Genomic DNA, 23,384 nt, shown 5'->3' on the forward strand with positions numbered 1-23,384 from the left:
ACGCCATGTGCTGGAGCACCTGCCCGCAGCAAGAACCGCTGAAGAAATGGAAGTGTTGTTGCCGTGGGATTTCCATGCGGCAACATTAGCCGGCACGTCCCTCGCTGAATAGGCTGGGATTGCTGGAGCGCTTACCTTCAAACAGCATCAACGCGGTGCGTCGGTCGCGCTTTGGACGGTGTGCGTCGGCTTCCAGCCGCAACTTCAGCTTGGCCTCAATGGGCGTCAGCTTGACGATAGCTTTGACTCTGTGATTTGAAGGCTCTGTTCCGTCTGTCGCCCTGAGCCACTTCTTAATGGTGTTTGCGTGGGTTACCTGGTCAATATTCAACGCGCACAAGCGCGTCTACTAAATGGTCAATATTGGTTTAGCGTCAACAGCCTGCAGCGCCCACTTCCGTCATGTTGAACAGGTCGCAACGATGCCGTTGCACCATCGGAATTCTTCAGTTTTTGCTTGCCATGCAAGCAAAAGTTGACCATCGCCCGAATTCTATACCCCAGAACTATGGCATGAGACACATTCGGCAGGCATCACGCCGCGACTGATTGAGCAGAAGGCCAAATCGTCCCATTCTTCGTAATTACCTTCCACACCTCAAAGCAGCCGTTTTCCATCGCCGCCATAACCTCGCCCGCCACAGCGACACAGGGCTGGCGCTTCCCATGATAGTCAATCAGGGGTCCAACGGGTTCAAAGTGGATACTGAAGCGTCTAAGCAATCGCAACAGGGCAGGCTCCATCACTGCGTACCAGTGAGTTATGCCGTATTCAGCGCTCATCTGCACTATGCCGCCAAACAGGCCTATTACTATGTGCGGGATCAAGCGCCGCTCTATCAAGGCGATTACTTGGGGATCATTCACCTCTGGCGAGCCGCCCCAAGCAAACTCGGTCTCCGCAAACCTCTTTTTAAATTCTTTCGAAATTGCAAAACGAGAAATCTCCGCGAAGGCACTCCGCGGCACTCGTGCCAGATCAAATGAAGGTTTATGCACTCTCATGTCACAGATTTGCTCTATGGGAAATTGTGCACCCGGGCAATCATGATCATTAAGAACCAGGCGCACCGTCCCTGCAACCATGCTCAGTCCCTGATGTACGAGCAAGCTGTGTACAGACCGCTTATCAAATTGATCGCACTCCAGTCCGTCAGGGTGCTCGCTGGGATTTTCAAATGCGTGCTCCAAGCAATAGACCTGGTAGCGCAGACGCAACGCCTGCTCCACCTGATCAGGGGTCGTGGCTGTTCTGACGTTAAAATAACGTGTAAAGCTCTCCATCAACTCACTCATGCTCACCTCCGCGCTGTCCGCTTGACGAACCAGCCGCTCTCTATTTCGTGACATGTTTACCATATCCTTTGTAGAATCGAATGTCCGTGCACTGTTCACATTTTTCAAAATCATCACCTTAGTCATCATGGTTTATGCAATATTGATCATTAGGCATAGAGCGCAAATTATTGTCTCCTAATTGAGACAAAAAGAAATTGCCCTGAGGGTGACGCAATAACCCGAGCAAGGGCGAGGCTTGCTTTATTCACGCGAGTGAACTTTCCAAGTCCGAACAACCTTGAAAACCATGAGCAAACCGCACTGAAGACGGACTAAACAGCACACAGAACAATAGAAAGTAAGGAGTGCGCAACAAAGTACCTTATTGATCTTCCAGCAGTGTCCAGAACTAAGTAAAAAAAATAATTGGCTGGCTCACTGCAAATAGCAGCAACTTATCCTCATATGCAATTATCAGACCATTAAAATTTATTCAATAATAAACATAAGCATACATAATAAAAGCAAGCTTTCCCATGCCGTATTTTGTTGTTATACAGAGACAAAATTTTCTTATTTTAAAAAATCATAATGATTTGCCGATAAATACACCGTCTCCGGCTAGAGACATAACCATTTAAAACTAAGGGGTATCTCTCAAGCGCAAATTTTGATTAAATGACTGATACGCAGGCGCCCTTTACATGGTGTTTCCTCCCTTGCCACAGACACAATATGCAGTGTCAAAGATGGGGTTTTCCCATGTTTACGTAACATCAGTTAAATTAAATTAAACTCTCTTCGATTAGCAGGCAGTAAAAATGTTCCATACCGCCCAGACGACGATTCTCTAAGGGACACATAGAAAGACATGTCTTTCCAGTTTAATTATGAGGAAGCATTCAGCCGGAACATCGGCTGGGTAACCGAGCGGGAGCAGCAGATACTGCGGGGCAAAACGATCGCTATCGCCGGTATGGGCGGCGTTGGGGGCATACACCTCCTCACCCTGGCACGACTCGGCGTGGGTGCATTTCATATTGCCGATCTTGACACCTTCGAGATCGCCAATTTCAACCGCCAAGTCGGCGCCACCATGAGCGCCCTCGGGCGACCCAAGGTCGAAGTCCTCACGGAGATGGCCAAGGACATCAACCCTGAAATAAACATCAAATCCTTTCCATCGGGCATTGATGAATACAATCTGTCGGAATTTTTTACAGGCGTGGATCTCTATGTCGACGGGCTGGATTTTTTTGCCTTTTCGGCGCGCCAGGCCACCTTCGCCGCATGCGCAAGACTGGGCATCCCCGCCATTACCGTGGCCCCCCTGGGGATGGGTGCCGCCCTGCTCAACTTTTTGCCGGGTAAAATGACCTTCGAAGAATACTTTTGCCTGAACGACCGGCCAGAAGAGGAAAAGGCACTGCGCTTCATGCTCGGCCTTGCACCGGCGCGCCTGCAACTCGGCTATCTGGCAGACCCAACGCGCGTAGACCTGGCCCAGCACCGCGGCCCCTCCACCATCATGGCCTGCCAGTTATGCGCCGGCGTGGCAGCGACTGAAGCACTAAAAATCCTGCTGAATCGGGGCAAGGTTATTGCCGCCCCCCACGGACTGCACTTTGACGCCTATCGCTACAAGATGGCGCGCACCTGGCGCCCCGGCGGCAATAACAACCCCATGCAACGTCTGGCGCTGTCGATCGCCAAGCGCTATCTTAGCAAACAGACCTGCCCCGTACCCACGAAAAGTCCTGAAGTTACGGAATCCGCCCCTCAGTCAGTGATTGAAACGATTCTCGATCTGGCGCGCTGGGCGCCGAGTGGCGACAACACCCAGCCGTGGCGGTTCGAAATCGTCAGCGATCACCAGCTCATGGTCCACGGCTTCGATACACGCGACTATTGCGTTTACGACCTCGACGGCCACCCTAGCCAGATCGCCCTGGGGGCCTTGCTTGAGACTATTTCCATCGCGGCCACTGGCCATGGGCTAAGGGCGTCGATCCAGCGCCGCGTGGATTTGCCGGAAACCACACCCACTTTTGATGTATCTTTCGAGCCCGATCCACAGATCCAGCCGGACCCGCTGATTCCATTCATTCCGAAGCGCAGCGTGCAGCGCCGCCCCATGCAAACGCGAGCACTAACTCCGCAGGAAAAGCGCACGCTTGAAGCAGCCGTGGGCGGCACTTTCCGGATTCTGTGGCTGGAGGGATTCGGCAACAAATGGCGCACGGCGCGGCTGATGTTCGCCAACGCCGAGCTGCGCCTCACCATGCGCGAAGCCTACGAGGTGCACCGCAGCGTTATCCAGTGGAATGCCCGTTTCAGCGAAGACAAGGTGCCCGACCAGGCGATCGGACTCGACCCCCTAACTACCCGACTGATGGGCTGGGTAATGCAAAGCTGGAAACGTGTCGAATTTTTTAACGCTTTTTTGGCGGGCACCCTAGCACCGCGGATTCAACTTGACTTGATACCTGGCATTGCCTGTGCCGCCCATTTTGCCATTCTGGCCCACAAAGCCCCTGAAAAGATAGACGATTACGTGGCCGCAGGCCGGGCGGTCCAGCGTTTTTGGCTCACCGCCACCAGCCTCGGTTTGCAGTTACAGCCGGAGATGACGCCGCTCATCTTCTCCCGCTACGCGCGCAATGGCCTGAAATTTACGGGGGACGATTCGATCAAGAATAAAGCGGGACAACTGGCTGCAGAGCTCAACAATCTATTAAGTCCAAGCCCAGCTTCAAGAGCTACCTTCATGGGTAGAATTGGCGCCGGCCCCGCGGCTCAGGCGCGCTCTCTAAGGCTCTCCGTTGCGCGGCTCATGACGCGGGGCTAACCCGCCCCCTGTGTCAGACTAGCTAGCCCCGGCCCGGTTACACACTCATAGCATTTATCGGAAAACTTTACGCCTGCTGCGAGTGGGTCGCAAAGAGTTGCTGGATAATCGGCATAGGGAGCAGCCATACAGTGCGACCCAGAAGCTGAACCCGAGGAACTTGCGGCCGAACACGCTGGCTACTGCACTTTTGGTCTCGTTGACGATCAAGTGCAGCTTGACGTAGAGGCGCCGCAATAGTGCCAGCGCACGCTTGCCCGGACGAAAGCCGTAGCTGTGCTCGCTGAAGCCAGGGGCGAGCAGCGGTTGCAGCAACGCTTGCTAAATCAGCCTCTCTTCGTTATTGGAAATGTCACATCTCCACTTTGGCACTCAGATGCCGTTAGGGGAAGGGGCGACCATCCCATTAGTCAACGCTCCTCAAATTCAAAAGCATCGAAGTAAAAATGTTCGCGCGGCAAGCCACGTGCAAGGCAGGTTTCCCGCGCGGCGTTGACCATTACTGGCGAGCCACTGGCATAGACGTCAAAAGCGCTCAGGTCTGGAAAATCTCCAACCACAGCATCCTGCACATAGCCGCGCCTGCCACGCCAGCCATCATCCACTTCAAGCCTCGACAATACCGGCGCGTATTCGAGATTTTCGACCTCGCTTACCCAACCGCGCACCACCCTGTCCAGATAAAGATCCTGTTTCGTGGATGCGCCCCAGTAAAGATAAATGGGGCGACGCACTCCCTGCGTTAGTGCGTCCTCCACGATGCCTTTGATGGGCGCAAAGCCCGTGCCTGCCGCCATGAGGATAATGGGCCGCACCGATTCCTTGCGCAGAGTGAAGTCACCCAGCGGCCCCTCGATACGCAGGATGTCTTTCTCCTTCATGCCATTGAACACGTGCCCAGTGAACTCCCCGCCCTCGACCAGACCGATATGCAGCTCAATGAATCCATCCTCATGCGGAGGGTTGGCAATCGAAAAGCTGCGCCTGCGCCCATCGCGCAGAATGATATTGATGTATTGCCCCGCGGCATACTGCAAGCGCTCGGTATTGGGCAACTTGAGATGCAGGCGTATCACCTCGGGCGCGAGCAGCTCCATCTTTTCCACCCGGCACGGCAGTTTCTTCACCACCACATCCTGCGCAACGTGGACGCCGCGCGGCTCAATTGCAATATCGCTCAGGGGCGTTGCTTTGCAGAACAGCGCCATGCCCGCATTAATTTCCTGTTCGTTCAAGGCATGCGGGGAAAAATCTCCGTAATCGACACGGCCTTCCAAAATCTTTCCCTTGCACGCCCCGCACTGGCCGTTGCGGCAACCGTAGGGCAGCGGCACGCCCTGACGCACAGCGGCGTCGATGAGGGTCTCACCTGTTTCAACGATGAAATCACGATCTCCGGGATGGATATGAACTTTGAAGCGCATGGGCTAACCTTGGTATGCTGTTGTCGCCTAATTTTACACCGGAGCAACTCATGAATCATGCATTTATCATCGGCTGTGGCGACATCGGCCAGCGCGTGGCCAAACTGTGGCAGACAGCAGGCGGCTCGGTGAGCGCACTGGCTCGTTCGGCAGAGCGTGCGCAATCGCTGGCCGACAGTGGCATCACCCCAGTCAGTGGTGACCTGGATCGACCCGATACGCTGCACAGCTTGCCGGTTAAATGCTCCGTTTTATTCTATTTTGCCCCGCCACCCGGTGATGGGCCGGGCGATCCACGCATGCGTGCCACGCTCGCTGCGCTAACTCCCCCAAACTGGCCTACCCGCATCGTCTACATCAGCACCACCGGCGTGTATGGCGACTGCCAGGGCGGATGGGTAACGGAGGAAACGCCCACCCATCCACGCAGCGCACGCGGCGCGCGGCGGCTTGACGCCGAAACCGCCTTGCTCGACTGGCATCGCGCCAGCGGCGTGCCGGTGGTGATCCTGCGCGTGCCGGGTATTTATGGGCCTGGCCGCCTACCGCTGGAACGCATCCGACAAGGCACCCCAGTGGTACGCGAAGAAGAAGCACCCTACAGCAACCGCATCCACGCCGACGACTTGGCGCGCGTCTGCGTCGCCGCAGCAAATCGGGGACGTGCCGGGGAGGTCTACAACATCAGCGACGACCAGCCCACCACCATGACTGATTACTTTTACCAAGTCGCGGATGCACTAAACCTCCCCCACCCGCCTGCCGTGAACATGGCCGAGGCGCGCCGGCAACTCACGCCGGGCATGGTGTCATTTCTGGAAGAATCACGGCGCATCGACAACAGCAAGATGCGGGAGGAATTGGGGATGGAATTGCTTTATCCCAAACTGGAATCCGGCTTGGCAGCCTGTTTGCCTGCTGACAAGGGATAAATCAAAAACGCCCGGCACCGGGAGCCGGTGTCGGGCGCAATACTGCAACTACAGATGCGGATTACTTGGTGGGCAGGATGCCTGCAGCCTTGATCTTGGCCGGGTCTGTGTCACCGTTGACATTGGTGATCACCAGTTTGCCATGTCCCAGGCTGTAGTCATTGCGGAAGTCGTACACGCCGCCCATGACCGCCAGCTTGCCTGCCTTAACTTCGGCGGCGAATTTCTCCATGGCGAAGGCAACCTGATTGTTGACGTTTGCCTCCACGCTGGTCATCACCTCTTTGTTGTCACCAGCGTTCTTGCCAGGCACTTTAATGGTGTCGAGTTCACGCTTGATAGGTGCTTCGATGCTGGAGTAATCACCCATCGCCGCCTTCACGGCGCCACAAGCAGAATGGCCGATAACCAGCAGCAATGGCGTGTGCAAATGACGCACGCCGTATTCGACGGAGCCCTCGGCGGTCGCTATCTGATTGCCGATATCACGCACCATGAACAAATCGCCCTCGGGGTCTTTGTCCAACGCATGAGTGTGGACGCGCGAGTCGGAGCAGGTCACCACCGTAGCGCGGGGCTTCTGCCCTTTAATGTGTTCGGCAAAGTGAGCGGCGCCGCTTGCCTTGACGAAACTCTGGTTGTCATCCACGAGATTTTTGACGATCGCCCTGATTTGCGCCTTTTCGTTTCCCGCAGCGGCAGTCGAGTGAGCGTCATGAGCGTCAGCTGCCAAGGCTTGTCCTGCAAAGAGGATCGCGGGCAAAGACAGAACGGCGAAACAGGTTTTTGCTGATTTATACATCCCTACATCCTCCACCTTTTATAATGTTTAACTAGATTCATTTTACTATCGGCGCTTTGAGATGGTTACGTCCGGCACTGCACGGTTGGACGCCCTCTTCCCCCATCCCCATCGTTTGAATGTGCTTTGAAAAAACCCAAAAAACAGACAACTATGGCCCAAACGCTGACCGTTCTATATTACATAGGAACGCGCGGATAGCAAGCCCATTTATTGACCAGTTTCATCGGAAATTCCCAAATCCTGCCACATCGTATCCACGCGCCTTTTCACATCCTCGCTCATGCTGATCGGCTGCCCCCACTCACGACTAGTTTCGCCCTTCCATTTATTGGTGGCATCGAAACCGATCTTGGAACCCAGACCCGACACTGGGGACGCAAAATCCAGATAATCAATGGGGGTGTTTTCGATGATGGTGGTGTCACGCCCAGGGTCCATGCGCGTGGTCATCGCCCAGATCACGTCCTTCCAATCACGCACGTTCACATCCTCATCCGTGACGATAACAAACTTGGTATACATAAACTGGCGCAGAAACGACCACACCCCCAGCATCACACGCTTGGCGTGACCAGGATATTGTTTGCGCATGCTCACCACTGCCAGGCGATAGGAACAACCCTCGGGCGGCAGATAGAAATCGACGATCTCCGGGAACTGCTTTTGCAGAATCGGCACGAACACTTCATTGAGCGCCACGCCCAGCACCGCAGGCTCGTCCGGCGGCCTGCCTGTGTAGGTGCTGTGGTAGATGGGATTGTCGCGGTGGGTGATGCGCTCGATGGTGAACACCGGAAAGGTATCCACTTCATTGTAGTAGCCAGTATGGTCGCCAAACGGGCCTTCGGGGGCCTCTTCACCCGGCTCAATATAACCCTCCAGTACGAACTCGGCACTGGCGGGCACCTGCAAATCATTGGTCTGGCACTTCACCACCTCGGTCTTGGCCCCGCGCAGCAGCCCGGCAAAGGCATATTCGGACAGCGTATCCGGCACCGGCGTCACCGCGCCGAGTATCGTCGCTGGGTCTGCACCCAGCGCTACCGCCACCGGAAAGCGCTTGCCGGGATGGGCAAGCTGCCACTCGCGAAAATCCAAAGCCCCACCACGGTGCGATAGCCAGCGCATGATGACCTTGTTACGCGCTATCACCTGCTGGCGATAGATCCCCAGATTCTGCCGCTCTTTATGCGGCCCCTTGGTTACCACCAGCGCCCAGGTGATGAGCGGCCCTGCATCGCCAGGCCAGCAGGTCTGAATGGGGAGCGTGGACAGATCGACATCCGCCGCCTCAATGACATTCTCCTGGCAAGCGGCGCGGCTCACCACCTTGGGCGCCATGTTCAACACCTGTTTGAAGATAGGCAATTTATCCCAGGCATCGCGCATCCCTTTGGGCGGCTCGGGCTCCTTCAAAAAGGCCAACGTCTTGCCCACCTCGCGCAGCGCCTCGACTGAATCTTCCCCCATGCCTAACGCGACACGGCGCGGTGTGCCGAACAGATTGCCGAGCACTGGAATGGAGTAGCCCTTGGGATTTTCAAACAACAATGCCGGCCCGCCCGCCCGCAGCGTGCGGTCGCAGATCTCGGTCATTTCAAGAATGGGATCAACTTCAAGGGTGATGCGTTTAAGCTCCCCCTCTTTCTCCAATTTAGCGATGAAGTCGCGCAGGTCATGATATTTCATGCCCGGATCATAGCAATGTTCTGGAAGTTTCGCCTAGCCCGATGATGAGCTATAAACGAATAATCTCTCCACCCTGCAACCTCCGCAGATTGCGTCCGGCCATGGCGGCCTGGCACTCCGTGAAGATGACATCCTCGTCACCGGGCTTATTGTGAGTAATGTACACCAGCGGGTCATGACGAAGTTTCACTATATCTTCCGCCAGCAATACGGGACAATAATGGTGGGCCAGGCGGCTAAGTTCCAGATTGTGATTGGCGAAGGCCGCTTCGACAATGAGCACGTCCAGGCGTTGATGGGCGTTCAGCGCGCTCCATAGACTGTCGTTGCTGGTGGTATCACCAGTGAAGGCAAAGGCGCCAGTGGGACATTCAACATAATAGCCGACGCCCGGAACAGTGTGATTGACGGGAATCATTTCCAGCGTGCGCCCCGCAATCGCACAAACTTCGCCAGGGAGCATGACCTCATAGCGCAGCACCGGCTTTTCTGGGCTGGGCAATCTGGCAAAGTCGGGCCAAATCACCCAGTTGAAAATGTGCTCTTGCAGCGCCCGCAGGGTGGCGGCTTGACCGTGAACTACGATAGGATCGTGTATGGAGTCGAAGATGCTATCCAGCAGCAACGGCAGAAAGGCAATGTGATCAAGATGGGAATGTGTTATGAATATGTGGCGAATGGCGGCCATCTCATCAAAGCTTAAATCCCCCACGCCGCTGCCCGCATCGATAAGGATATCCTCGTCGATCAACAAAGACGTGGTTCTAAGCCCGGTTCCAACCCCCCCACTCGCCCCCAACACGCGCACGTTCATGTGTCACCGTCCTGTTTTCCCATGATCTCTCCACCGCTCCTGACTATACATGAGGCTTGAACCAAAGAGATATACCGGCCCATAGGCCTCTAAATCACACACTCCTTTACATCGGCCAATTTATCCTGAAACATGAGTCTGCCCCTTCAATGACAGCCGCAGATATGAGATTATCTCCAATTGTAGATTGAGCCACGGAAACATGAGCACTATTGTAATCAGCTTTGCCGCCGTTATTTTGTATTGCTTAACGGGCTTCCTGCTCGCATTCTCCCTCTATAAGAGGGAGAATGCGCCAATCTCCAGAGCGGGATTGATCGCCATGGGCATGGCCGCCGTTGCGCTGCACGCCATCGCCTTGTATCAAAGCCTGTTTACCACACTTGGACTAAACCTCGGGTTCTTCAATGCGTTTTCACTGCTGTCTTGGCTGATTGCGCTGCTGGTACTGCTGGCCTCTTTTACAAAACCGGTCGAAAATCTGGGGATCGCCATCTTCCCGCTGGCCGGTTTGGCCATCGCGTTGGAGATCATGTTCCCATCCCAGTATCTGTTCCTGGAAAAAACCACGCCAGGCATTCAGGCACACATCCTGATTTCGGTGCTCGCGTACAGCCTTCTCAGCATCGCCGCCATGCAAGCCATCCTCCTGTCCATTCAGGACAGATACCTGCGCGCCCGGCAGCCAGGAGGATTCATTCGAGCACTGCCACCGCTGCAAACCATGGAGACGCTTCTGTTCCAGATGATCGGAGCAGGGTTTGTGCTGCAAAGCCTGTCTTTGATCACAGGTGTATTCTTTCTGGAGAACCTGTTCGCGCAACACCTGGTGCATAAGACTGTTCTTTCCATCATCGCGTGGCTGGTATTTGCAGTGCTATTGTGGGGGCGCTGGCGCTTCGGCTGGCGGGGGCGCACCGCAATTCGCTGGACGATCAGCGGCGCGGTGGCATTGATGCTGGCTTATTTCGGCAGCAAGCTGGTGCTGGAACTCGTGCTGCACCGCTGATGGACGATATCCCGTTAAGCGTCTTATTCGGCGCGCTGGTGTTTTTGGTTGTGTTGTCGGCGTTTTTTTCCGCTGCCGAAATCTCCCTGATGACGCTGGACCGTTATCGCCTGCGGCATTTGGCCAAAATCGGCAATCAAGGCGCAAGGCGCGCTCAGTTTCTGCTGAAACGGCCGGACCGCTTGATCGGTGTGATTCTGCTCGGCAGCAACTTCATCAATGCACTCCTTTCCACCCTGACCACGGTGACCGCCATACGGCTGCTTGGCGAACAGGAAAGCACTATTGTTATAGCAACGATTGCAATTGCCCTGATTGTGCTGATCTTTACTGATCTTGCGCCCAAGACGCTGGCCGCACTGCATCCCGAACGCATCGCCTTCCCCAGCGCCTTTGTGCTGGGGCCATTGTTGAAGTTAATCTACCCCTTGGTCTGGATGGTCAACGGCATGGCCAACAGCCTGTTGAAACTGTTCGGCGTCTCGCCCAAGGACACCGCAACCCGGACGCTGGGCAGCGAAGAAATACGCACCGTGATCAACGAGGCAGGCGCCATGATGCCGCGTAGCCACCAGAAGATGCTGCTCAGCATCATGGATCTGGAAAAGGCCACAGTGGAAGACATCATGGTCCCGCGCAATGACATAGTGGGCATGGATCTTAATAGCGAGTGGGATGACATCGTCCGGCAATTAACCACCAGCCAGCACACACGCCTGCCGGTATACCGGGATCATATCGACCAGATCATCGGCTTTTTGCATGTGCGCAATGCACTGCCCCTGCTGGCCAAGGGCGAATTTGACGAACTGGCTTTGCTGCAAGTGATAAAAGAGCCCTACTTTATCCCTGAAGGCACGCCACTGAACAAACAACTGCTGAACTTTCAACAGCAAAAGCGCCGCGTTGCATTGGTGGTGGACGAATACGGCGACATTCAGGGATTGGTAACACTGGAAGACATCCTGGAAGAAATCGTCGGCGAATTCACTACCGATATTTCAGCCATCGGCAAGGAAGTACACCCGTTAAAAGATGGCACTTACTTGGTAGACGGCAGCGCCAATATCCGGGTATTAAACCGGATCATGCACTGGGACCTCCCCACGAACGGCCCGAAAACCCTCAACGGCCTGATTCTGGAATATCTGGAAACCATCCCGGAACCCGGCACCAGCCTGATGTTGGCGGGCTACCCTGTCGAGATAGTCCAAACCACCGGCAATGCCGTAAAAACAGTCAAGATCAATCCGGGGCTGAAAAAGCCTGACGTTGCTGAAGAGTTCTAGTCCTGCTGTGTCATAAACCTAAAAACAGCGATTCACCGCAGAGGACGCGGAGAACGCAGAGGAAAAAAGACCTTGGCAAGTTGTGTCGCGCCACCCGCTGGGTGAAAGCACGTTTTACGCTAACCATCCGAATTTCTTTGCGTTCTCCGCGTCCTCTGCGGTTCAATAGCTTTTTTGATAAATGTAGTTAGGGGTCTCGGCAACCGCTCCATGGGGCGGTTGCCGAGACCCTATACACTACTCGCTTCCACCTGCATAGCGGATGGGTTCGGCGCGCAACCCCTGCGCGGTGAGCACCAGCCGCGGCAGGTCGAGTCCGCACCCTGGGCGGAGAATGACCTTGCCCCGGCCAACGCCAGCCCGCTGCACACTGAATGTCTGTGGAACGTCCGGCACGATTGAGAGGGAGAAAACCCCGTCTCTGTTGGTCATGGCCAACGCCTCTCGGTATAGGAAAGTGGCTTTTCCCGGCGAGGCCAGCTTGGTCAGTATACGTGCTCCGGCAACAGGGTGACCATTGGCATCCACCACCTCGCCGAAGGCGCGGCAAGGCCGCGGAACATAGGTGCGCACCGTAACGCCGCCGATCAGCCGCCGTTCACCGTCATTAGGGGTCGCATACACTGCTATGTTGCAGTTGGCCTGGCGGCCAGGGCGTGTACCGGCAGGGGCGTTAAAGGCAACTTTCACGTTCCGTGCACAGTCGGTAAACGGGTCCAGCGCAAAGGCGGCATCGCTCACCGTACAGCGCCACCCGGCGCGATCGGAAACCGCCTTGATCTCAAACCTCGCAGGTGCCATGAGTGAATTCTCGACACGGACGTTGTATACCGAGGGGCTGATCTGAAGATTTCGTTGGGTGACGTTGTTGGTGTAATCCGCGTCGAGTCCATAGGCGATCGAGATCTGGGCGCATTGATGATCGGAGAATGCCGGTGTCCACACCTGACTCACGGGGAGGGTTGCATGAGGATTGATAGTTACCTGTTTTGTGCCGAGGTGATGGAATTGATTATTTCCGACCGCAAAACTGTATACACCAAAATTCACCAGTATTGTAATGGGGGAGTTGCCTGTATTTTCTATTTTGACATTGATTTGATTCGGAACGCCGGCCTTCGCGGGAGTATTCGTTGTTATGTCAACCTGATTATTCCAGGCCGGATCACCGCTCTTGAGCGGGCAGGGTTGCCCAGAAGCACCACCACTCTGGCAATTCGGAAAGCGAACATCAGTGGATTGTGCCATCGCATTTTGCAGTGCCGCGCCGACGCTCAACAAACCCCAGCCCAGCGCCGTGTCCCACACGCCTGTCGTAGATGAATATGGCGTATTGCGCGAGTTGTCAGCAGACGTTATCAGCAACTGTTTCAGGCTGTCTGGTGTCATCGCAGGAAATTTTTGCAATACTAGGGCCGCAGCACCCGATGTCATCGCCGCAGCGGGAGATGTTCCGGGGATTCCCGTGAGCGTAGTGGTACTCAGGTTCTCTCCCGGCGCAGAGAGATCGGGTTTCAACGCCAACAGATTCGGCGATGTGAAATTGAAGTCCTTTCGCGGGCCTGTCAGGTAATTAGTCCAATGAGTGTCGTCGCTGCGTGCCACTGTGTTCTTGTCATCCGTGGCATTGACACTGATAGCGAAAGAGGCCGAGGCAGGTGGCTTCGTGATTTTAGTGCCTGGCGAAGAGGCGGGGCATGACGCTGTACCGTTATTGGCGTTGGCGTAGGAGGCCACCACCACCAACCCTAGCGCCGAAAGATAGTTGGCTTGCTGCGATAGCGCATCCTTGCCGTCATCATCGACGCAGCGCGAAAAAGACAGGTTGACCACGCGAATCTTGAATTTCTGGGCATTGATGCCAACCCAGTCCACCGCCCTGGCGGTAAAGGCGGAGTCGCAATTGTATTGAACAGAAGAACCAGAAGAAGTGGTCCCGCAACGGTTGACATCAATAAGACCTGCGCCCGGCGCGATCCCGGCGCAGTTGGCGGCGGGGCCGCCGCCAGGATTTCTACAGGTCTGGCCGGCAACGCCTCGCCCCAGCGCCATTACGGCCATCGTGGTGCCATGGTTGCCGACGGTGTCCGTTGGATTCCTCAATCCGTTTCCCGAATCTGTGCTGTCCCAGGCATCGTATCCGGCAACGAATGCCGAGGATGGGAGCGTATTCAGGGATCCATCGTTGACTCCCGTGTCGACGATGGCGATATTAACCCCGCTCCCAGTCAACCCCAGATCCTGGGCAGATTGGTTCAGGTATTGGGCGCTGGCATGCGCTTGAATGGCGCGGGAGGCAACGTCCAGCTCCAGGGTTTCCGGCACCTGCCACTCGATCATCGCCACCTCGGGCCGGGCAGCAAGTGCGGACAAGTCGGAAACGGGAACATCGTTGAGGAAAACAAAACTGACCAGCTTGCCTATATAGGTTATTTTTCCGTATCGGGAAAAGATTTCCTGCACCTGCGCCGGAGGCAGGCAACGGTTTAGTGCGAGAATGATATTCGTGTGATCTTTGGGGCCGAAACGCGCCTCTATCTCGTCGTCGATGAAGTTGCGGTTCTGGTCGCGAACCCAGGTGAGATGCTTGTGCTGCCCAATCAGGATGGGATTCGAGTGCGACTTCACAACTTCTTGCCAGGAAAGCGGCGTATATGCTGTTGCGTACAATGGCACACTCGTAAAAATAAGCAGCAATGACGAGAAGGCGATAACGAACTGCCTTGTGAGTTGCATCACTTTCTCTGACACGTAAAAATCCACCTGGGTTTTCATGGCTCATCTCCCTGCAAGGGTAAAGAATTTATTGTATTTCTGGCACGGCAGAGTCATTGAACCACATGATGATCGAAGCATTTTTGACGCAGATCAAAAATGCTTCGGATTTATATAAAATCAATCAATAGTGGGATCGCAGGGTGAATCACCTCATTGGCAAGAAGGCCGGGCGACTACCAGCGCCTGCGTGAGGTACGTGTTCGTTTTCACCCCACACTAAGCAGCGCAAGCGTCACGAGAGTGGTTGCTTCGGCAATTTCGACCAATGCCCCGGCGGTATCGCCTGTTGCGCCGCCAATGCGTTTTATCATCAACAGGCGCAATGAGATAAATACGCTGACGCAGGCCAGCAATAGCCAGAGCCCTTGCGCACCGGCGGCGCTGATGAGGACTATGGCTGTGGCAGTGATTACGATGATGCCGGATTTTCTGGGCAGGTGTGCTGCCATGGCCGATCCCAGACCATTGGCGCGTACATAGGTGGTGGTGAGGAACAGCAGGGGTAGTGCAGTGCGACCAATGATGGGGGCTGCGATGAGTGCGAAGGTGTTTTGCGCTGATATGACAGCCACGAGGGCGGCGAATTTGATGAGCAACACAACCACCAGTGCAACCACGCCAGCGGGGCCACAGCAGGGGTCTTTCATGATGGCTAGTGTGCGTTCGTAGTCACCGTGACCGCCGAGCCAGGCGTCGGCGCTGTCGGCGAGGCCGTCGAGGTGTAATGCGCCAGTGATCAGCACCCAGGCGGCGAGCAGAAGTGCGGCGCGCAATAACGTGTCGGCGTTGTGCAACAAGGCGTTCAGCCCGGCGAGCAGCAGGCCGATGAGCAGGCCTACCAGGGGATAGTAGAGCATAGAGCGGCCGAGCATTTGCTGGCTGGGTATTTCACGCAGCCGGATTGGCAGGCGAGTGAGAAATTGCAGGGCGATGAGCAGGGGTTGGAGGATGTTCATGTTGGATTTTCACCCTCCCCCTGCCCTGTTGAAAGAAATGAAATCGGGATCAACACTTCTTAGATACGGCGGCTTCGGCGAAGGTAGCCATGCCGTTATGGAGTGCGCAGGCAAGCCGCAACAGTGGTACGGCCATTGCCGCGCCGCTGCCTTCGCCCAGGCGCATACCGAGATTGAGCAGGGGTTTGGCGTCGAGGGCGGTGAGGATGCGGGTGTGGCCGGGCTCGGCGGAACTGTGGGCGTACATGAACCATTGCGCGGTGCCGGGGCACAACCGTTCGGCGGTCAGCGCCGCCGCTGAGCTGATGAAACCATCCACCAGTATGGGCAGGCCTGTTTTTGCGCAGGCGAGGTAGGCGCCCGCGAGGGCGGCAATCTCGAAGCCTCCCAGACGGCGCAAGGCCTCGCTGGGGTCGGCAAGATGATCGGCGTGCAGGGTCAACGCGCGCTGGATGACTTCAACTTTATGATCTACCCCGGCGCGGTCGAGGCCGGTTCCTGGTCCCGCCAGGTGTTGCGGTGTTTCATTGAGCAGCGCGCACGCCAGTGCGGCCGCGGCGGTGGTGTTGCCTATGCCCATTTCACCACCAATATAGAGTTGCGCCCCGGCCTGTTTGGCGCGCGCGGCGCTGTCTCGGCCGGCATGCAGTGCGGCGGCGTACTGCGCTGGGGTCATGGCGGCTTCTACGGTGAAATTGGCCGTGCCCGGCCCAAGGCACAGGCGTGTGACATTCGCTATGTCACCAGGGTCATTCACCGTTCCCAGATTGATGACTTCCAGGTCGGCGCCCAGCGTCCGCGCCAGTACGCTGATGGCGGCACCACCGTGCGCAAAATTACGCACCATCTCGCCGGTGACGGCCTGAGGAAAGGCGGAGACACCCTCGGCAGCAACGCCATGGTCGCCAGCAAATACGGCGATCCATACTGCGTCAACGACGGGCTGTTCCGTGCCTTGCATGGCTGCGAGGCGTATCGCCAGGTTTTCAAGTTCGCCCAGTGCGCCGGGCGGCTTGGTCAGTTGCATTTGCCGCGCTTGCGCGGCGCTGCCTGCCGCTGCGTTCAGGGACTGACAAGGGGGGTATAACCATTCGATATTCACAAAGACTCTCCTTTTAGTGTTAGGGGCAGACCCGCAACGGTGAGTGTCACGCGTTCGCACAGTCCTGCCAGTGCTTGATGCAGCCACCCGGCTTCGTCGCAGAAGCGGCGGGTCAATTCGCCCAGCGGCACCACGCCCAACCCGGTTTCGTTGCTGACCAGAATGATATGTCCCGGCAGGTGGGGCAACGCGGTGAGCAGCGCCTCGCGTTGCGTGGCGTAATCCGCGCCATTGTTTTTAATCAGCAGGTTGGTTAACCATAATGTCAGGCAGTCCACCACCAGGCAGTAGTCGGGATGGGCATGTGCCTCCAATACCGCAGCCAGGTTGTGTGGCTCCTCGATCAGTTTCCAGTCGGACGGGCGTCTAAGCTGATGCACTTGAATGCGCTGGCGCATTTCTTCATCACCCGTTGTCGCCGTGGCGATGTAGGTGACATTCAGGCCGCTGGTCAGCGCGCGCTGTTCGGCCAAGCGGCTCTTGCCGGAGCGCACGCCACCCAGGATCAATTCTTTCATGGGGCCATGTCCTCTTTGGCGGCGAGATTCAATACCAAAAGCCGGGTCAGGGTGGCCATGTCGAGATGCGCATCCACCGTATCCGCCAAACGCTCGATAGCGCTCTCACGCAGGGCGGCGTAGTCCACGGGTTGCGCCCCTGCAAGCCCTGCCCAGCGCAGCAACTCCAAACAAGCATCTCTGTTTTCAAACACGCCATGCAGGTACGTGCCGAGGACTTGCCCGTCGTTGGACACGGCGCCATCGGTACCGCCGATGTCGAACAGCACAACAGGATTTTCGAGTGCAGGCCCGGTGGTGACGCCCGCGTGGATTTCGTATCCCGTAACCTCTGCCCCGGAGACTGCGAGCGTGCCACGCACTGTGCGCAACTGTTTTTCTGGCTCCAGCGTCGTGCGTATATCGAGCAATCCTAACCCAAGACTTGCGCCCGGCTCGCCTTCAAGGCCGTGGGGGTCGTGGATGTCATGGCCGAGCATCTGAAAACCGCCGCAAATGCCGATCAGCTTGCCGCCGTAACGCAGGTGGCGCTGGATGGCCTGCTCCCAGCCGTGTTCGCGCAACCAGGCCAGGTCGGCACGCACGCTCTTGCTGCCGGGCAGGATGATGAGATCGGCGGGCGGGGGCGTTTCGTCCGGCCCCACATAGCGGAACGCGATTTGGGGATGCAGGCGCAGCGGGTCGAAGTCGGTGTGGTTGCTGATGCGCGGCAGCGCTGGGACAATGACGTGCAGGGATGCGCTAATGTCGCGAGAGCCATGGATGGCGGGAGTGATGACGTGCAGGGATGGCGCTAATGTCGCGAGAGCCATGGATGGCGGGAGCGACGACGCGCAAATGTTCAGCCTGTGTCTCTTGCAACGCTACGCCGCGCGGCAGCGCGTCTTCCGCCTCCAGATGCAGCCCATGCAGATAGGGCAATACGCCAAGCACCGGCTTTTTTGTTTTGTCTTCCAGCCAGTCCAGGCCCGGCTGGAGCAAGGCCAGATCACCACGGAAGCGGTTGATGACAAAACCGGCTACACGCGCCTGCTCGCTTTCAGACAGCAGCGCCAACGTGCCGACGAGATGGGCGAAGACACCGCCACGGTCGATGTCGGCGATCAGGATGACGGGACAGTCCACCGCTTCGGCAAAGCCCATATTGGCGATATCGCCCGCGCGCAGATTGATCTCCGCCGGGCTGCCTGCACCCTCCACCACAATCGCCTCGTAATCGGCCAGCAATCGCGCATGGGATGTCAGGACGGCGTCGCGCGCCACGCGCTTGTAGTCGTGGTAGGCGCGGGCATCCATCTTGCCAATAGCGTGCCCGTGAATGATGACTTGCGCACCCACATCAGTGTTGGGTTTGAGCAGCACCGGGTTGAAGTCGGTGTGGGGTGGCAAGCCACACGCCTGCGCCTGCACCGCCTGAGCGCGGCCGATTTCGCCGCCGTCCGCGGTTACAGCACTGTTCAGTGCCATGTTCTGCGGTTTGAATGGCGCCACGCGCACACCCTTCCGCGCCAGCCAGCGGCACAGCGCCGTGACCAACGTGCTCTTGCCGGCATCGGAGGTGGTGCCCTGGATCATCAGGGTGCGGGCGGTCATGTGCTGGCCTGGGTGAGATTCATCGCAGTCATGTGGGCCAGTGCAGTGTTCAGTCGCTGCCAGTCAGACTCGCATCCCGGCAGACCGAAGCGCAGACTGCATGGTTCGGTAAACAGACGCGTCAGGATGCTCGCGCGCGCGAGTCTGTCATGCAGATAGGCCGCCTGCGGCGTGAGCAGCCACTGGAACAGGGCACAGCCGCCGTCGGGCGCGAATCCGTGCTGCGCAAGTAACGCGCGCAGGCGTGCGCTGTCGTCGAGAAGGCTTTGGCGCGCCCTGTTCTGCCACACGCGATCTCCAAGCGCCGCCGTAGCCACCCAACGCGCAGGCGCGGTGACGGCCCAGGGACCAAGGTGTGTGTGGAGTCGCGACAGCAATTCAGGTTGCGCGCACACAAAACCCACGCGCGCGCCAGCCAGACCGAAAAACTTGCCCAGCGAACGCAACACTATCAGGCCGGGCCGCCAGCTGTGATTGCAAAGGCTGTGTTCAGGCGTGATATCCATGAACGCCTCATCCACCACCAGCCAGCCGCCGCAGGCGGCGAGCTGCGCATGCCAATCGAGCAATTGATCCACCGCGAAGCGCGCGCCAGTGGGATTGTTGGGATGAATGAGCACCAGCACATCCGATGACGGCACGGCATCATTCACTTGTTCGGTGGTGACGGGCATCACCGTATGACCCGCGCGCCGCCAGGCTGCCGCATGCTCGGCGTAGCCTGGATCAAGCACGCTGACACGAGAGTGCACGCGCAGTTGTGGCAGCGCCTGGATCGCCGCCTGTGAACCGGCGACCGGCAAGAGATGTTCGGCGCCGTAATACGCTCGCGCAGCCTGTTCGAGTCCGTCATCGTCTTCGGGAAGACGTGACCAGGCCGAGGCCGGGACCATCGTCACGGGCCAGCCGTTGGGATTGATGCCGGTGGAGAGATCAAGCCACTCTGCGAGAGGAATATCGTAGCGCGCAGCGGCCAGACGCAGACGGCCACCGTGGTGCAATAGGCCCTGCTGTTCAGCGTGACGTGACATAGTCGACCAACCATCCTCCCACAAACAAAACCAGCAACCAGATCACCAGTGAGCGATTTATCAGGCGCAGCGCGCGGTCAATGTCGTGGGCATCAGGTGCCTGTCCTTCACCGAGCGGTGAACGCATCTGCGTCACACCGTGATAAATCGCTGGCCCGCCGATCAACACACCGAGACTGCCGGCGCCCGCTGCCATCACCGGCCCGGCGTTCGGGCTCTTCCAGGCGGCACCTTGGGTACGCCAACACCGCAGCGCGCGCGTAAAATGGCCAGCCACGGCATAGCCCAGCGCCGTCAGCCGCGCCGGCACGAAGTTCAACACATCATCCAGCCGCGCCGCAGCCCAGCCGAAACGCAGGTAGCGTTCGTTGCGATAGCCCCACATGGCGTCCAGCGTGTTGGCAAGGCGATAAAGCACCACACCCGGCGCGCCCGCCACCACGAACCAGAAGATAGCACCGAAGATGGCGTCGTTGCCGTTTTCCAACACGGATTCGACTGTCGCTTTGACCGCACCCTCATGGTCGAGTGTAGTCGTATCGCGGCTGACCATGAACCCGACCCGTTGCCGCGCCACGGACAGATCATCCGCTGCCAATGCGTTGCGCACACGCCCGGCATGTTCACCGAGACTGTTCCAACCGATGGCGAGATAGAGCAGCAGCGCATCGAGCGCAGCACCCCAGGGCAACCATTGCGAAACCCAAGCGAGCAGGGTGAACGGCGCGAGCAGCAGCAGTACCGCTGCTACGCCGCGTGCGTGCGAGTCAATATAGATGCGTCGCTCGAACGCTTGCGCAAGGCGCCCGAAGCCGACCAGCGGATGAAAACGGCGCGGCTCGCCGAGACAGGCATCAAGAACAAGTGCCGCGAACACGATCAGCGCCGTCGTCATGGCTGCTCTTCCGATCTCTGCTCGGTGAGCGTGTTACCCCAGTTGTCGTGAAACACCAGCTCGTGCAAAGGCCGCCCTTGTCGCCAACCTTCCTGTTCCAACATCGGTGCCGAATAAAACGTATCCACCGGTCCCAGGCAGAGAATTGCCACGGGCTTGCTGCCCGGCGGCATCTTCAGTAATTGTGCCAGTGCCGCAGGGTCGAACATCGAGACCCAACCCATGCCCAGGTTCTCGGCACGGGCGGCGAGCCACAGGTTTTGGATGGCGCAGGCCACAGAACACAGTGCCATCTCTTCCGGCATGGTGCGGCGGCCGAACACGGTACCGTCGTCGGGGGCAAGTGCGGCCACCAATAGTTCAGCGCACTCACGTATGCCTTCCACCTTGAGCCGCAGGAATTCCGATCCGTGTTCGCCCAGGGCGTCGGCGGTCGCGTCTCGTTCGGCAGATACCTGTTCAGCGATGCGCGCGCGCAGGCTTTCATCGCGAATGCGCATGAAGCGCCAGGGTTGCATCAGACCAACAGAGGGGGATTGATGCGCGGCGCGCAGTATGCGGGCGAAGACCTCATCGTCGACCTTTGTGTTGGGCGTGAAGTGACGCATGTCACGACGGGCGCTGATGATGCGGTAGAGGCTCTCTCTGTCGGCAGCAGTGAAGTGTGGCGCTGTAGCGGTGGCAGGTTCACTGCGCTCGGTTGGCGGCAGATAATGGGGGCTCAGTTTTACTGTCTCGCTAACGATCACCAGCCCCGGTATTGAGTGATCAATAGTCGGCTGACTGTTGAGTGTACCGACGGTGGCGGTAATGACGTGTTGATTTGGCAGAGTGCCGTTCTGCACAACAGCGGCAGGCGTTGTTGGGGCGATGCCATGTTCCAGCAGACGATCGCAAATCTTTTTCAGATTGTAGACGCCCATGTAGAAGACAAGAGTCTGGTGGGGCTGCGCCAGTGAGCGCCAGTCGACATGAGTTTCGCCATCAGAGAAATGGCCTGTCAGAAAAATGCAGGCGTGCGCCATCTCGCGATGTGTGAGCGGAATTCCGGCATAGGCGGCGCAGCCGGTGGCGGCAGTGATGCCGGGCACGACGTGAAAGGGGATCTTCGCCGCCATCAATGTTTCGATCTCTTCACCACCGCGACCAAACATGAACGGGTCGCCGCCCTTCAGGCGTAGCACGCGCTTGCCTGCACGTGCATGTACCACCAACAGTTGATTGATCTCATCCTGGGTGCGGGCGTGGTTGTCGCGGGCCTTGCCGACGTAATAGCGCTCGGCATCTGAGCGCAACAGTTCGAGCACCTTTGGTCCGATCAAACGATCGTAGACCACCACATCGGCCTTCTGCATCAGGCGCAGGGCGCGCAGCGTTAACAGCTCTGGGTCACCAGGTCCGGCGCCAACAATATAGACTTCGCCCGATGCCGGTGACATGCCTTGCCTGATGGCCTCCTGTAACGTTTGGCGCGCGAGTGCCTGTTGGCCGGTGAATATCTGCTCGGCAATGGGGCCTGCGATAATCGAATCATGAAAGTGACGGCGCTCTTCGGCATCGTCAAATCGTGCAATGATCTCATCTCTGAACTCAGCCAGCAGTGCTGCCAGATCACCGTAGGCTTGTGGAATCAGCGCTGCGACATGACGATTGAGCTGTCGCATCAGCGCCGGTGATGCGCCGCCACTGGAGATGGCGATCTGCACGGGGGCGCGGTCAATCACTTTGGGCAGGGTAGCCGTGCTTAAATGACCGGGAGCCGCGACGTTGACAGGAATATCGCGTGCATGGGCGGCTGCGGCAATGGCGGCATTGAGTGACTCATCGTCAGTGGCGGCGACGATGAGCATATGGCCTTCGAGATCACTGCCCTGATATCTGCGGCAGTGGTGGGTGATCTTGCTATCGGCGACGAGCGCCGCCATTGTTGTCCCCAACTCCGGGGCAACGACAGTCAGTCGCGCCCCCGCCAGGAGGAGGCGTTGCGCCTTGCGTGCAGCGATGACGCCGCCGCCAACGATGAGGCAGGGCTTACCCTCAAAGTCGACAAACAGCGGTAGCCAGTGACGCTGGTTAAGCTTCGGCATGCTCGGGACCACGATGGTAGATCAGCTCTTCGACCGGGTTGCCTTCAACGAGATGCTCCTTGATGATGCGGTCGAGATTCGCTTCCGTGGCGTTGTAGTACCAGACCCCGTCGGGTTGCACACACATGATGGGGCCAGATTTGCAGGTGGCAAAACAGTGGGTGCGGGTCCGTTTGACGCGTAGATCGCCGCTATCGATGCCTGCGGCCTTGAACTTCTCACCCAGCTTGTCGAACAGCTCCTGTGCTTCTCCTTCTTGCGTGCAACGCGGCCCTACGCATACGAGTAGATGGCGTTTGTAGTCGCCCATCTTAGGTTTTTCCAAAGGGACTGTTT

At 57.5% G+C, this 23,384-nt stretch carries 18 protein-coding genes and 2 pseudogenes; 4 read left to right on the forward strand and 16 right to left on the reverse strand.

The genetic code is table 11. The annotated features are described in order from the left end of the window. Window positions 1–85: 85 nt before the first annotated feature. Together M3A44_13740 and M3A44_13745 are read right to left on the reverse strand one after the other, a co-directional pair. Entirely contained in the window at window positions 86–331 is a 246-nt protein-coding gene (locus M3A44_13740) for a hypothetical protein (GenBank protein ID MEQ6342670.1), read from the reverse strand. Window positions 332–534: 203 nt separating this feature from the next. Continuing rightward, a complete protein-coding gene (locus tag M3A44_13745) occupies window positions 535–1,350 on the reverse strand; it encodes a PEP-CTERM/exosortase system-associated acyltransferase (protein ID MEQ6342671.1) in 816 nt (271 codons plus the stop codon). Window positions 1,351–2,149: 799 nt separating this feature from the next. Here M3A44_13745 and M3A44_13750 point away from each other — a divergent pair. Further along, on the forward strand, window positions 2,150–4,126 hold the full coding sequence (locus tag M3A44_13750) for a ThiF family adenylyltransferase (protein MEQ6342672.1): 1,977 nt from the start codon (window positions 2,150–2,152) through the stop codon (window positions 4,124–4,126). Between the two features lie 132 nt (window positions 4,127–4,258). Here M3A44_13750 and M3A44_13755 read toward each other — a convergent pair. Both M3A44_13755 and M3A44_13760 read right to left on the reverse strand, forming a co-directional pair. Next, window positions 4,259–4,390: pseudogene (locus tag M3A44_13755) on the reverse strand (group II intron reverse transcriptase/maturase). Window positions 4,391–4,536: 146 nt separating this feature from the next. After that, on the reverse strand, window positions 4,537–5,550 hold the full coding sequence (locus M3A44_13760; protein ID MEQ6342673.1) for a CDP-6-deoxy-delta-3,4-glucoseen reductase: 1,014 nt from the start codon (window positions 5,548–5,550) through the stop codon (window positions 4,537–4,539). Window positions 5,551–5,600: 50 nt separating this feature from the next. On the opposite strand from M3A44_13760, the gene M3A44_13765 reads away from it, so the two are divergent. Further along, complete coding sequence (locus tag M3A44_13765) at window positions 5,601–6,482, forward strand: SDR family oxidoreductase (protein ID MEQ6342674.1); 882 nt, start codon at window positions 5,601–5,603, stop codon at window positions 6,480–6,482. A 61-nt stretch (window positions 6,483–6,543) separates the two neighbouring features. Here M3A44_13765 and M3A44_13770 read toward each other — a convergent pair whose 3' ends face one another. The 3 genes from M3A44_13770 to M3A44_13780 all read right to left on the reverse strand — a co-directional run bounded on the left by M3A44_13770 (window position 6,544) and on the right by M3A44_13780 (window position 9,790). Further along, on the reverse strand, window positions 6,544–7,284 hold the full coding sequence (locus M3A44_13770; protein MEQ6342675.1) for a carbonic anhydrase: 741 nt from the start codon (window positions 7,282–7,284) through the stop codon (window positions 6,544–6,546). A 210-nt stretch (window positions 7,285–7,494) separates the two neighbouring features. After that, complete coding sequence (gene ubiD, locus M3A44_13775; GenBank protein MEQ6342676.1) at window positions 7,495–8,976, reverse strand: 4-hydroxy-3-polyprenylbenzoate decarboxylase; 1,482 nt, start codon at window positions 8,974–8,976, stop codon at window positions 7,495–7,497. A gap of 49 nt (window positions 8,977–9,025) precedes the next feature. Beyond that, window positions 9,026–9,790 carry a 3',5'-cyclic-nucleotide phosphodiesterase gene (locus M3A44_13780; GenBank protein ID MEQ6342677.1) on the reverse strand — a complete coding sequence of 255 codons (765 nt, stop codon included), beginning with the start codon at window positions 9,788–9,790 and terminating at the stop codon, window positions 9,026–9,028. A gap of 202 nt (window positions 9,791–9,992) precedes the next feature. Between M3A44_13780 and ccsA the strand changes: the two genes are divergently transcribed. Continuing rightward, complete coding sequence (gene ccsA, locus M3A44_13785) at window positions 9,993–10,799, forward strand: cytochrome c biogenesis protein CcsA (protein ID MEQ6342678.1); 807 nt, start codon at window positions 9,993–9,995, stop codon at window positions 10,797–10,799. Beyond that, window positions 10,799–12,088 carry an HlyC/CorC family transporter gene (locus M3A44_13790; GenBank protein MEQ6342679.1) on the forward strand — a complete coding sequence of 430 codons (1,290 nt, stop codon included), beginning with the start codon at window positions 10,799–10,801 and terminating at the stop codon, window positions 12,086–12,088. Before ccsA ends, M3A44_13790 begins: the two co-directional genes overlap by 1 nt. 237 nt (window positions 12,089–12,325) lie before the next feature. On the opposite strand, the gene M3A44_13795 is transcribed toward M3A44_13790, so the two are convergent. The 9 genes and pseudogenes from M3A44_13795 to M3A44_13835 all read right to left on the reverse strand — a co-directional run bounded on the left by M3A44_13795 (window position 12,326) and on the right by M3A44_13835 (window position 23,358). After that, the gene (locus M3A44_13795; GenBank protein MEQ6342680.1) at window positions 12,326–14,863 is read right to left on the reverse strand and encodes a S8 family serine peptidase; all 2,538 of its coding nucleotides are present in this window, start codon (window positions 14,861–14,863) and stop codon (window positions 12,326–12,328) included. 209 nt (window positions 14,864–15,072) lie between these two features. Continuing rightward, entirely contained in the window at window positions 15,073–15,822 is a 750-nt protein-coding gene (locus tag M3A44_13800; GenBank protein MEQ6342681.1) for an adenosylcobinamide-GDP ribazoletransferase, read from the reverse strand. Between the two features lie 49 nt (window positions 15,823–15,871). Continuing rightward, on the reverse strand, window positions 15,872–16,924 hold the full coding sequence (gene cobT / locus M3A44_13805) for a nicotinate-nucleotide--dimethylbenzimidazole phosphoribosyltransferase (protein ID MEQ6342682.1): 1,053 nt from the start codon (window positions 16,922–16,924) through the stop codon (window positions 15,872–15,874). Further along, the gene (gene cobU / locus M3A44_13810; protein ID MEQ6342683.1) at window positions 16,921–17,442 is read right to left on the reverse strand and encodes a bifunctional adenosylcobinamide kinase/adenosylcobinamide-phosphate guanylyltransferase; all 522 of its coding nucleotides are present in this window, start codon (window positions 17,440–17,442) and stop codon (window positions 16,921–16,923) included. Before cobU ends, cobT begins: the two co-directional genes overlap by 4 nt. 59 nt (window positions 17,443–17,501) lie before the next feature. After that, window positions 17,502–19,035: pseudogene (locus M3A44_13815) on the reverse strand (cobyric acid synthase). Next, window positions 19,032–20,066, reverse strand: a complete 1,035-nt coding sequence (cobD, locus tag M3A44_13820) for a threonine-phosphate decarboxylase CobD (GenBank protein MEQ6342684.1) — start codon at window positions 20,064–20,066, stop codon at window positions 19,032–19,034. Before cobD ends, M3A44_13815 begins: the two are co-directional and overlap by 4 nt. After that, entirely contained in the window at window positions 20,050–20,961 is a 912-nt protein-coding gene (cbiB, locus tag M3A44_13825; protein MEQ6342685.1) for an adenosylcobinamide-phosphate synthase CbiB, read from the reverse strand. Before cbiB ends, cobD begins: the two co-directional genes overlap by 17 nt. After that, the gene (cysG, locus tag M3A44_13830; GenBank protein MEQ6342686.1) at window positions 20,958–23,048 is read right to left on the reverse strand and encodes a siroheme synthase CysG; all 2,091 of its coding nucleotides are present in this window, start codon (window positions 23,046–23,048) and stop codon (window positions 20,958–20,960) included. The genes cbiB and cysG overlap by 4 nt, the downstream gene beginning before the upstream one ends. Further along, entirely contained in the window at window positions 23,035–23,358 is a 324-nt protein-coding gene (locus tag M3A44_13835; protein ID MEQ6342687.1) for a ferredoxin, read from the reverse strand. The genes cysG and M3A44_13835 overlap by 14 nt, the downstream gene beginning before the upstream one ends. Between the last annotated feature and the right edge of the window lie 26 nt (window positions 23,359–23,384).

This window comes from Gammaproteobacteria bacterium, from assembly GCA_040183005.1.
Lineage (GTDB): Bacteria > Pseudomonadota > Gammaproteobacteria.

Coding starts and splice junctions, on each gene's coding strand:
- M3A44_13745 (MEQ6342671.1), bottom strand. CDS start 1,350: ATGTCACGAAATAGAGAGCGGCTGGTTCGTCAAGCGGACAGCGCGGAG.
- M3A44_13750 (MEQ6342672.1), top strand. CDS start 2,150: ATGTCTTTCCAGTTTAATTATGAGGAAGCATTCAGCCGGAACATCGGC.
- M3A44_13760 (MEQ6342673.1), bottom strand. CDS start 5,550: ATGCGCTTCAAAGTTCATATCCATCCCGGAGATCGTGATTTCATCGTT.
- M3A44_13765 (MEQ6342674.1), top strand. CDS start 5,601: ATGAATCATGCATTTATCATCGGCTGTGGCGACATCGGCCAGCGCGTG.
- M3A44_13770 (MEQ6342675.1), bottom strand. CDS start 7,284: ATGTATAAATCAGCAAAAACCTGTTTCGCCGTTCTGTCTTTGCCCGCG.
- ubiD (MEQ6342676.1), bottom strand. CDS start 8,976: ATGAAATATCATGACCTGCGCGACTTCATCGCTAAATTGGAGAAAGAG.
- M3A44_13780 (MEQ6342677.1), bottom strand. CDS start 9,790: ATGAACGTGCGCGTGTTGGGGGCGAGTGGGGGGGTTGGAACCGGGCTT.
- ccsA (MEQ6342678.1), top strand. CDS start 9,993: ATGAGCACTATTGTAATCAGCTTTGCCGCCGTTATTTTGTATTGCTTA.
- M3A44_13790 (MEQ6342679.1), top strand. CDS start 10,799: ATGGACGATATCCCGTTAAGCGTCTTATTCGGCGCGCTGGTGTTTTTG.
- M3A44_13795 (MEQ6342680.1), bottom strand. CDS start 14,863: ATGAAAACCCAGGTGGATTTTTACGTGTCAGAGAAAGTGATGCAACTC.
- M3A44_13800 (MEQ6342681.1), bottom strand. CDS start 15,822: ATGAACATCCTCCAACCCCTGCTCATCGCCCTGCAATTTCTCACTCGC.
- cobU (MEQ6342683.1), bottom strand. CDS start 17,442: ATGAAAGAATTGATCCTGGGTGGCGTGCGCTCCGGCAAGAGCCGCTTG.
- cobD (MEQ6342684.1), bottom strand. CDS start 20,066: ATGTCACGTCACGCTGAACAGCAGGGCCTATTGCACCACGGTGGCCGT.
- cbiB (MEQ6342685.1), bottom strand. CDS start 20,961: ATGACGACGGCGCTGATCGTGTTCGCGGCACTTGTTCTTGATGCCTGT.
- cysG (MEQ6342686.1), bottom strand. CDS start 23,048: ATGCCGAAGCTTAACCAGCGTCACTGGCTACCGCTGTTTGTCGACTTT.
- M3A44_13835 (MEQ6342687.1), bottom strand. CDS start 23,358: ATGGGCGACTACAAACGCCATCTACTCGTATGCGTAGGGCCGCGTTGC.